The organism is Corallococcus carmarthensis (assembly GCF_003611695.1).
Classification (GTDB): domain Bacteria; phylum Myxococcota; class Myxococcia; order Myxococcales; family Myxococcaceae; genus Corallococcus; species Corallococcus carmarthensis.
In genome coordinates, this window is sequence record NZ_RAWE01000305.1 from 1 (window position 1) to 8,838 (window position 8,838).

5 protein-coding genes are annotated in these 8,838 nt (G+C 68.5%); all 5 read right to left on the minus strand.

Translation table 11 applies throughout. From position 1 onward, the window contains the following. Positions 1 to 75 precede the first annotated feature (75 nt). Positions 76 to 2,781 carry a DNA polymerase I gene (polA, locus tag D7X32_RS41060; RefSeq protein WP_120607959.1) on the minus strand — a complete coding sequence of 902 codons (2,706 nt, stop codon included), beginning with the start codon at positions 2,779 to 2,781 and terminating at the stop codon, positions 76 to 78. Positions 2,782 to 2,840: 59 nt separating this feature from the next. Next, positions 2,841 to 5,051 (minus strand): FHA domain-containing protein, encoded by a 2,211-nt coding sequence (locus D7X32_RS41065; RefSeq protein ID WP_120607960.1) that lies wholly within the window; start codon positions 5,049 to 5,051, stop codon positions 2,841 to 2,843. Between the two features lie 7 nt (positions 5,052 to 5,058). Further along, a complete protein-coding gene (locus D7X32_RS41070; protein WP_120607961.1) occupies positions 5,059 to 6,813 on the minus strand; it encodes a TadA family conjugal transfer-associated ATPase in 1,755 nt (584 codons plus the stop codon). Between the two features lie 149 nt (positions 6,814 to 6,962). Next, positions 6,963 to 8,411, minus strand: a complete 1,449-nt coding sequence (locus D7X32_RS41075) for a type II and III secretion system protein family protein (protein ID WP_120607962.1) — start codon at positions 8,409 to 8,411, stop codon at positions 6,963 to 6,965. Positions 8,412 to 8,457: 46 nt separating this feature from the next. Beyond that, positions 8,458 to 8,838, minus strand: a 381-nt coding sequence (locus tag D7X32_RS41080; protein WP_120607963.1) for a prepilin peptidase, incomplete at its 5' end; no start/stop codon positions are given.

Genomic DNA, 8,838 nt, shown 5'->3' on the forward strand with positions numbered 1-8,838 from the left:
GGTCGCGGGAGGGCGCCTACGGGGGTGGGCGCTCTCCCGCATTTTTTTGTTCCACGTCCTGGGACGCCGGCGCCTTCAGTGCGCGTCCGCCCAGCTCCTGCCCGCGCCCACGTCGACCTTGAGCGGCACCTTCAGCTCGGCGACGGAGGCCATGCTCTTCACGGCCAGGGCCTTCACCGCGTCCACTTCCGCGTCCGGCGCCTCGAAGAGCAGTTCGTCGTGCACCTGGAGGAGCACGCGCGTCTTCAGCTTCTGCTCCCGCAGCGCCACGTCCACGGAGAGCATGGCCTTCTTCATCAGGTCGGCGGCGGTGCCCTGGATGGGCATGTTGATGGCGGCGCGCTCCGCGGCCTGGGCCACGCCCCGGTTCTTGGAGAGCAGGTCCCCCATCAGGCGGCGGCGGCCGTAGAGCGTCTCCACGTAGCCCACCTTGCGCGCCTTCTCCACGGTGTCCTCCAGGTACTGGCGGATGCCCGCGTACCGGATGAAGTACCGCTCGATGACGTCGCGCGCGTTCTCCTGGGAGATGCCCAGGCGCGTGGACAGGCCGTGCGCGGACAGGCCGTACGCGATGCCGAAGTTCACCATCTTCGCCACGCGGCGCTGCTCGCGGTCCACGTCCTTGGGGTCCACGGCGAAGATTTCGGCCGCCGTGCGGCTGTGGATGTCCTCGTCGTTGCGGAAGGCCTCGATGAGCACCGGGTCCTCCGCGATGTGCGCCAACAGCCGCAGCTCGATCTGCGAGTAGTCCGCGCTCACCAGCTGGTGCCCGGCGTCCGCCACGAAGGCGCGGCGGATCTCCCGGCCCAGCTCGGTGCGGATGGGGATGTTCTGCAGGTTCGGGTCGGACGAGGACAGCCGGCCGGTGGCGGTGGCCGCCTGGTGGTACGTGGTGTGGATGCGCCCGTCCTTCGCCACCAGCGTGGGCAGCGTGTCCAGGTAGGTGCTCTTGAGCTTGGACAGGCCCCGGTACTCGATGAGCGCCCGCGCGAGCACGCTGTCGTGCTCCTCCGCCAGCTTCTCCAGCACCTCCTGATCCGTGGACGGGCCCGTCTTGCCGCGCTTGAGAATGGGCAGCTTCTGCTCCTCGTAGAGCACCTGCGCCAGCTGCGGGTTGGAGCCCAGGTTGAAGACGTGGCCCGCGGCCTGGTGGCACTCGGCCTCCTTCGCCTTGACCTCCACGTCCACGCGCTCGGAGGTGCGCGCAAGCTCCGTCACGTCCAGCTTCACGCCCTCGCGCTCCATGCGCGCGAGCACGGGCAACAGCGGCAGCTCCAGCGTGCGCGCCAGCTCCGCCAGCCCGCCCAGTTCCAGCTCCTTCCAGAGCTCCGGCGCCAGCCTGCGAGCCGCGTCCGCGCGCACCGCGTACGCCGCGGCCACCTCCTCCGGCCCGTGGTCCGCCAGCGCCCGCCCCTTCTTGCCGCCCACCGACGCGGGCAGCGCGGGCAGCTCCGAGCGAAGCCGCTCGCGCGCCAGGTCCTCCAGCGCGTGCTCCCGGCGGGACGGGTTGAGCAGGTAGCTCAACAGCTCCACGTCGTCGTGCGCGCCCTCCAGCGCCAGCCCCTCGTTGGCCAGCACCAGCGTGAGCGCCTTGAGGTCGTGGCCACCCTTCTTCACCGCCGCGTCCGCGAGCACGTCCTTCATGGCCGCCGTGAAGGCCGCCACCGGCACCTGCGTCGCGCCCAGCTGCTGGTGCCGCAGGGGCACGTAGCGCGTGGTGCCATCCGGCAGCGCCACGCCCAGGCCCACCAGCGGCGCCGCGAAGGGCATGCCCTCGAAGGCAGGCACCAGCGTGAGCGCCCCGCCCGCCTTCGCCGCGTCCGCCAGCGCCTTCAGGTCCGCCTCGGTGGTGACCAGCGTGGTGGTGACCGCGAGCGGCGCCACGTCCGGACGGGCCGGAGCCTCCTCCGCGGGCAGGTCGCGCAGGAGCGCGAAGAACTCCAGCTCCGTGAACAGGTCGCGCGCGCGCGTGGCGTCCGGAGCCCGGCGGATCAGGTCGTCCAGCTTCACGCCCAGGGGCAGCGCGGTGTTGAAGGTGACGAGCTGCTTGGCGCGCGCCAGGCTCTCTCGGTGGGACTCCAGCGCCGCGCGGATCTTCGGCTTCTTCACTTCCTCCACGCGCGACAGCAGCGTCTCCACGTCGCCGAACTGGTGGAGCAGCTCCACGGCCGTCTTGTCGCCCACGCCGGGCACCTTGGCGACGTTGTCCACCGCGTCGCCCACCAACGCCAGGAAGTCGCGCACCTGCTTGGGCAGGATGCCCATCTTCTCCTGCACATCCACGATGCCGATGCGCTTGTTCTTCTGGGGGTCGAAGAGGGTGATGTCCTCGTCGACGATCTGCATGAAGTCCTTGTCGCTGGTGATGATCAGGACCTGGAAGCCTTCCGCCTTCGCCTGGAGCGCCAGCGTGCCGATGACGTCGTCCGCCTCCCAGCCCTCCGCGTCCAGCGAGGCCAGGTTCAGCACGTCCCCCACCTTGCGGATGAGCGGGAACTGGGGCGTCAGGTCCTCCGGCGGCGCCTTGCGGTTCGCCTTGTACGTGGGGTCGATCTTCTGACGCTCCACGCGGCCTGACTTGTCGAACGCCAGCGCCACGTGCGTGGGCTTCAGATCCTGCAGGGCCTTGAGCACCATGCGGGTGAAGCCCAGCACCGCGTTGGTGGGCACCCCCTTGCTCGTCGTGAGCGGGGGGATGGCGTGGTAGGCGCGGAAGATGAAGCCGGAGGCGTCGAAGAGCGCCAGGCGGCGCTCGGAGCGCGGGGGGCTGGTGTCGGCCATCCCCCGTCCCTAGCGCGCCTCCCGCTCCCTGTCCACGAAGCCCCGCACGCGAGCGCCGCTCAGCGGCACTTCAGTTCGGCCTTCTTCGCGGCCACCTGCTCCGCGATGCCGTCACCCGTCACGGCGAAGTCCTCCACCGCCTGGATATCCGAACAGCTGCCCACGCCGTTCAGCGCGTTCTGCGCCTGCGTGGAGCAGAAGGCCACCACGCGGTTCAGGTCCGTGTTGCCCTTGTAGAAGTCGAAGCCCAGCTTCCAGATGCGGCAGCCCCGGCGGCGGTCCTCGCGGTCGGCGAAGTGCTTGCCGCGCAGGTACGACGCGGCCGCCATGTCCTGGAAGATGTTCTTCCGGTAGAAGGACAGGTGCGACTCCGCCATGCTCTCCATGATGCGCTTGTCCGTCGCCAGCGCTTCCTTGAAGGGCGCCACCGCGCGCTCCGGGTCCTCGTTGGTGAGCGCGCTCTCGCCCGTCTTGAAGAGCTGATCCACGTTGGACACGTCGCGGATGAGCTCGTCTGCCAACTGGTGGAACTCGGCCTGGTCCACCTTCGCGCGCAGCTTCTGCAGCGTCGCCATGGACTCGCTGCCGCGGCCGGCCCAGTAGTCCATCATCGCCGCCTGGACGAGCTTGTGGGAGTAGCGCTTGTTGAACATGGCGCGCACTTCGCTGGCCTGATCAGGCCCCAGCTCGTCCGCCGCCAGGATGTCGGACACCGGGCACGTCCAAGGCGCGGCGGTGCGGTCCAGGCGCGTACGGGCCACCAGGAACTTCACGAACATGGCGTCCTTGGGGCGCCACTCGTTCTTGCGCAGGCCACCCTCCAGGCGGAGCGACTGGCCGATGGGCGGCTCCAGGTCCTCCTTGCTCTGCTTCTGGCACCACACCTCCATGTACTCCTGGCAGCGCGGCACCGCGGGCCCCCACTGCGAGTTGTTCAGGTAGCGCTTGCAGTCGTCCTTCGCGCGCGCCACGAACGCCTCGGCCGTCTCACGCGCCTTGGAACGGGCGCGGCGGAAGTACTCGCTCTCCTTCGGAATCTTGCGGAGCAGCTCCAGCGCCGTCTTCTCGCGGTTGAGCTCGATGGCCTTCTTCGCGGCCTCGAAGTTGTCGAAGGCCTCCTTCTCCAACTTGATCTTCCGCACGAGGGTGTTCGCCTCGGCGTTGATGGGGTCCATGTCCAGCGCCTGCTCGCACGCGGTCTCCGCGCGGCCCCAGTCCGGGGCGCCCATCTCGTTGGAGGAGTAGGAGCGGCATTCGCTGAGCAGCTCCTGCACCTGCTGCGCGGGATCCAGCGGCGCGGCGGGGCCGGTCTTCTGGGCCTTCGCCGGCGTCCCGATGGACGACTTCACCACCGCCGCCACCGCCAGCAGCGCCATCACGCCGCCCGCGACCACCAGCAGCTTGCGCTTGCTGCCCGCCGCGGGCTCCGCCCTGCCGCCACGGCGGACCGGAGCCGCGCCCGTGCCCGGACGGCGCACGGGCGTGTCGGCGGCCTCGTAGGTCATCTCCACCACGCCGAACTGGAGGACGTCCCCGGGCGCCAGGTCGACGAACTCCTCGCCCAGCAGCTCGCCGTTGAGCAGCGTGCCGTTGGCGCTGCCCAGGTCGCGCGCGCGCACGGCGTTGCCCTCGCGCTGCACCTCCGCGTGCTTCCGGCTCACGGAGTCGTCATCCAGGACGACGACCGCCGGCGGCGCGCGGCCCACCAGCAGCATGCCGTTGATGGGATACGACTTGCCGGCCCACGGCCCTGTCATGCCCTTGAGCACCGGACCCGCGCCCGCGCCCGCCGCCGCTGCCCCGCCCGCGGGCAGGGGCCGCGAGGGCCGCTTCGCCAGCGCGCCTTCGGGTTTCGCGGCGCCATTCTGGGTGGCCTTCGCGCGGATGCTGGGCATGGCGCGCGTGCCCTTCACGGGCGCGTCCGCAAGCGTCGCGGGATCGCCGGGCGGAGGCGTCGCCGCGCGGCGGCCGCTGGTGCTCCGGGCGCTCCCCTTGAGCTTCAGCTCGTAGTCACCCAGCAGCACCTGCGAGGCCGACGTCAGCGCCGTGGGCCCCGCGATGCGCTCGCCGTCCACGAAGGTGCCGTTCTGGCTGCCTCCGTCCTCGACGTAGACGGTGCCGCCCTCCACGTAGACGCGCGCGTGCTGCCGCGACACGCCGCCTTCCGTCAGGACGAGGTCATTGCCCTGCTGGCGGCCAATCTTCAGCTCGCCGGCGATTTCGTGCTCGTGCTCAGTGCCGTCAGGGTGACGGACGACCAGGGTTGCCATGGGCGTGTCAGTCCTCGCGGAAGATGCTCATGTTCACGGGGATGCCCTTGCGCTGGAGCTCGTCGTAGAACTTCGGGACGAAGCCCGACGCTACGTAACGTCCGCGCACCTTGTGATCTTCCGTGAAGCCATCCTGCTTGTAATAGAAGATGTCCTGCAGGGTCACGATGTCGACCTCCATGCCGGACACCTCGGTGATGAAGCAGATCTTGCGGGAACCGTCGGAGAAGCGCGTCTGCTGCACGATGAGGTGCACGGCGCTGGCGATCTGCTCGCGGATGGCCTTCACCGGCAGCTCCATGCCGGACATGAGCACCATCGTCTCCAGCCGCGCGATGGCGTCTCGCGGCGTGTTCGCATGCAGCGTGGTGAGCGAACCGTCGTGGCCGGTGTTCATGGCCTGGAGCATGTCCAGGGTCTCGCCGGAGCGGCACTCACCCACGACGATGCGGTCCGGCCGCATGCGCAGGCAGTTCTTCACCAGCTCGCGGATGGTGATGGCGCCCTTGCCTTCCAGGTTGGGCGGGCGGCTCTCCAGCTGCACCCAGTGGTCCTGCGGCAGCTGAAGCTCCGCCGCGTCCTCCACCGTGATGATGCGCTCACCTTCCGGGATGAACGAGCTGATGATGTTCAGCGTCGTCGTCTTCCCGGAGCCCGTACCGCCGGAGATGACGATGTTGCGCCGGGCCGTCACGCACATCTCCAGGAACTCGGCCATCTGCGCGGTGACGGTCTTGTACTTGATGAGGTCCTGGATCTTCAGCGCGTCCTTCTTGAACTTGCGGATGGTGATGCAGGGGCCCTTGAGCGCCAGCGGCGGGATGATGGCGTTCACGCGGCTGCCGTCCTTGAGGCGCGCGTCCACCAGCGGGCTGGACTCGTCGATGCGCCGGCCAATGGGCGCCACGATGCGCTCGATGACGCCGAGCACCGCCTGGTTGGAGGAGAACGTCTTCTCCGACAGGGTCAGCTTGCCCTTGCGCTCGATGTAGATCTGGTTGGCGTGGTTCACCATGATCTCGCTGATCTCTTCCGACGCGAGGAACGCTTCCAGGGGCCCCAGGCCCAGCGCCTCGTTGATGACGTCGGTGAGCAGCTCCTCCCGGTCCACGTCCCCGGGAAGCTCCTGGTCCGCCTCCATCTGGTCGATGATGTCCCGGATGGCCTTCTCGGTGCGGCGCCAGAGCTCCTCGTCCCCGAGCCGGTCCATGTCCATGCGGCGCAGGTCCAGGTACTCGATGAGACGGTCGTGGATCTCCTTCTGGAGCCGCGAGTAGCGCTCCAGCCGGGGGTCCACCTTGCGCTTGTTCTTGGCCATGGCCGCGGCCATGGACGCGGGCATGCGGCTGGGAGCGGCGGGGGCGGGCGCGGGCGCCTCTTCCTCCTCGTAGGGCTCCTCCTCCTCGTAGGCCTCTTCCTCGTAGGCCTCCTCGCCCTGCTCCTCGTCGTAGGCCTCCTCGGCGGGCGCGTCCTCCAGCGCCTCCACGTTGAGGATGTAGTCGCCGATGGAGACCTGGTCGGTGGGCTTGAGCACCATGGGACCGGCGATCTTCTTGCCGTTCACGAAGGTGCCGTTCGTGGACTTCATGTCCACGATGATGAAGCGACCGTCCTTTTCGACGATGCGGGAGTGGGTCTTGGAGACGTTCCCCTTGGCGAGCACGATGTCGTTGCCAGCAATCCGGCCAATCGTGATCTCGTTCTTGGGGTACTCCCGCTGCTCCGAACCGCCACCCTTCTCCGTCAGCGTGATGAGAAACATGGGCCGGGATGCTACCAAGCCCTCCTACGACCTCAAAGACTCCTGCGACGCTCGCCCGCCTGCTGCCCGCAAGCGAACGGGCCGGCACCCTCCCCCTCTGAGACAGGGGTGGGGCCGGCCCGGCCGGATCCGACGGTGGCGCGGGGGCCTCAGTCGAAGATGTTGAAGTTCACCTCGGAGCGGGCCTGCTTGTAGCGGGTCTTCACGTCCTCGATGATGCTGCGGACCTTGTCCGAGTCCGGGTTCACGATGCGCGGGGTGACGAAGATCACCAGCTCGCGCTTGGTGGAGTCGAACGCGCGGTTCTTGAACAGCTCGCCCACGATGGGGATGTTGCCCAGGCCCGGCAGCTTCGCGACGGCCTTCTGCTCGTCGTGGCTGAACACGCCCGACAGCACGATGGTCTCACCGTGGCGCACGGTCACGTTCGTCTTGACCTTGCGGGTACGGAAGCCGGGGATGGAGGACGAACCACCGAAGGACACGGACACGGAGGTGTCGATTTCAGAGGCCTCCGCTTCGACCTCCGTCTGGATGTTGCCGTTGCGGTCCGCGGTGGGGCGGATGTTCAGGATGACGCCGTACTGCTTGTACTCCACCGTGAACTGCGTGTTGGTGATGAGGGGGATGGGCACCTCGCCACCGGCCAGGAACTCCGCCTTCTCACCGCTGGCACACACCAGCTTGGGCTGCGCCAGCAGGCGGCCGTAGCCGTCATTGGCCTGGAACCCGATGGTCAGGTCCGAGCTGCCCTCCGCGCCCATCACGAGGGCGGAGGTGGCGGGGCCGGACGGCATCAGCGCCTTGTTCAGCGTCGCGGTGGCGCTCAGCGAACCCGTGATGTCCGTGGGGTACTTGATGCCGTAGCGGTCGCGGCTGTTGCGGCGGATTTCGACGAACTGGACCTCGGAGAGGATCATCCGCTTGATGCCGACGACGAGCAGGTTCTCCACCTTCTCACCGATGGCCTTGGTGATCAGCTCCGCCTTCTGGAGGTCCTGCTGGCTCTCCACGGAGCCCTCCAGGAAGATGGTCGCGCCCACCACGTTGGCCTGCACGTTCTTCAGGCCCGCCTTCTGGAAGGCCGCGTTCAGGTTCTGGGCGACCAGCTTCTTGGCGTTGGGGGCGATCTTCACGAACGACTTCACGTTCGGGTACAGGCTCACCACCTGCTCGATGCGGTCCGCGTCCTGCGTGGTGTAGGCCTGACCGTCCAGGTAGATGCGGTCACCGACCATGCGCACGGACACGCCTTCGATTTCACCCAGGAGGCGCTTGATCTCCGAGATGACCTCGTTCGGGTCCTGCTTGCGGACCGTCACCAGGTAGCTGATGCGCTGACCAGAGGACTTCCAGACGAGCAGCGTCGTCTTGCCCTCCTGGTTGCCGGTGACGAGCAGCTGGCCGGTGCCGAGCGTCTTCACCTCGGCGATGGAAGGGTCACCCAGCGCGACGCGGCTGAGGCCGGGAATGGTGAGCACCTTCTGGGTACCCACCCCCAGGCTGACGGTGCTGCCCTCCTGGGCCAGGGCGGGGGCACTGGCCACCAGGGTGACGAGGGCGCCGAGCGCCAGGGCTTGCGTGAAGCGAGTGGACATCGTGTGAATCCCCTTCTTGCGTGCGCGCGCCCGGACTTTCGGCGCGCTATCCCAGATGTTGTTGCTGCCACCACATGGCCCAGAAAGTCCCGAGCGCGATGGAGACGCCGTAGGGGATGTGTCGCGCGGGAGCGGGCGAGGTTTCCTCCCGCATCCATTTCATCCGCACCGCCCAGCGACGGGCCACCGCCGCCAGCGTGTCCCAGACTGCCCCCTGCCACAGCAGCGTGACGATTGCCTGCAGCGCTCCCACCATCGAGATGAAGGCCGCCGCCGCGAGCACCGTGGGAAAGCCCAGCACGCAGCCCACGCCCGCCATCAGCTTGACGTCACCCCACCCCATGCGCCCGCGCAGCGCACCCGGCACCAGCAGCAGCGCGAGTCCCGCGCCCGCCAGCAGCCCGCTCACCAGCCCCGACTCCAACCC

Bases quoted from the DNA above. Each gene is read 5' to 3' on its own strand.
- D7X32_RS41070 (WP_120607961.1), bottom strand. From the start codon at position 6,813: ATGTTTCTCATCACGCTGACGGAGAAGGGTGGCGGTTCGGAGCAGCGG.
- D7X32_RS41075 (WP_120607962.1), bottom strand. From the start codon at position 8,411: ATGTCCACTCGCTTCACGCAAGCCCTGGCGCTCGGCGCCCTCGTCACC.
- polA (WP_120607959.1), bottom strand. From the start codon at position 2,781: ATGGCCGACACCAGCCCCCCGCGCTCCGAGCGCCGCCTGGCGCTCTTC.
- D7X32_RS41065 (WP_120607960.1), bottom strand. From the start codon at position 5,051: ATGGCAACCCTGGTCGTCCGTCACCCTGACGGCACTGAGCACGAGCAC.